The organism is Pseudomonas sp. P5_A2_2, from assembly GCF_054177685.1.
This window is the reverse complement of the sequence record NZ_JBGCUL010001266.1, coordinates 1-1,140: the sequence shown is the minus strand read 5'-3', so window position 1 is coordinate 1,140 and position 1,140 is coordinate 1. Positions and strand designations below refer to the sequence as shown.

General features: G+C 58.1%; 2 protein-coding genes. One reads left to right on the top strand and one right to left on the bottom strand.

The window, feature by feature from the left end; translation table 11 throughout:
- Positions 1–184 (top strand): DUF6021 family protein (locus ACXRVY_RS30690; protein ID WP_458239164.1); only part of this gene is annotated, 184 nt, incomplete at its 5' end.
- A gap of 238 nt (positions 185–422) precedes the next feature.
- Here ACXRVY_RS30690 and pbpG read toward each other — a convergent pair.
- A partial coding sequence (gene pbpG / locus ACXRVY_RS30685) for a D-alanyl-D-alanine endopeptidase (RefSeq protein ID WP_458239163.1) occupies positions 423–1,140 on the bottom strand: 718 nt, incomplete at its 5' end.

Sequence of the window (1,140 nt, the reverse complement as noted above, 5' to 3'; positions counted from 1 at the left end):
CGGTCCGCACTCATCTGAACATTCGTCTGGTAATGAGCTGGGTTTCGATCCCGACTCCCCGGACCTTGCCGATCCACAGGTCGACCCGATCGGGCCTGCCAAGGCACCGAGGGACGTGAAACCGGGCGACAACCCCAAGGCTCCGGCCAAACCCTATGATCCGCTGGGTAATCTGAAGCCCTAGGAGTGACTGGCGAAAAAAAGCCCCGATCGATCGTAATACTGTTCATTTAAGGATTCTGTAGGAGCGAGCTTGCTCCGGGCGGCGATCCGACGATGGACTCAAGAGCGCCGCGTTTAGCCAGAAAGCACGCGTCATCATTGGCGACCATCGCGAGCGAGCTCGCTCCTACAGAGGATCAATTTTGCTTAACTGAACAGCATTGCCGATCGATCGGGGTTTTCTGTGCGTTGCCATTACGTTACTTCGACGCTTCAACCACGCCGCTCTGCCGCTGCTTGAGGTTCTTGTCTGCCTTGTACTGCAAGGCTACGGAAGGCACGTCCGCGCTCCTTCCGCTCTCTACCCAATTACGCATGCGCGTGGCATCGGCAAAATGGGTGTACTTGCCATAGGCGTCAAGGATCACCAAGGCCACCGGGCGGTTACTCATTCGGGTCACCAGCACCAGGCAGTGACCTGCTTCGTTGGTGAAACCGGTTTTTGTCAGCTGGATGTCCCAGTCCGGCTTGCGGATCAAATGATCGGTGTTGCGGAAACCCAGGCTGTAGTTGGGTTTACGGAACGAGACGGTTTTTTCCTTGGTCGTGCTCAGCTCGGTCAGAAGCGGGTACTTGTGCGCGGCGATCAACAGCTTGCTCAGGTCGCGAGCGGTCGACACATTGCGCGGGGAGAGACCGGTCGGCTCGACGAAGTGTGTGTTGGTCATGCCCAGTGCCCGGGCCTTAGCGTTCATTGCAGCAATGAACGCGGCATAGCCGCCCGGATAGTGGTGCGCCAGAGTCGCGGCGGCACGGTTTTCCGAGGACATCAGGGCAATCAGCAGCATTTCCCGGCGCGGCAGTTCGCTCCGGAGCTTGACCCGGGAGAACACGCCTTTCATTTCCGGTGTGTCGCTGATGTTGACGTCGATGTATTCGTCCATGTTCTGCCGAGATTCAACCACGACCAGACCAGTC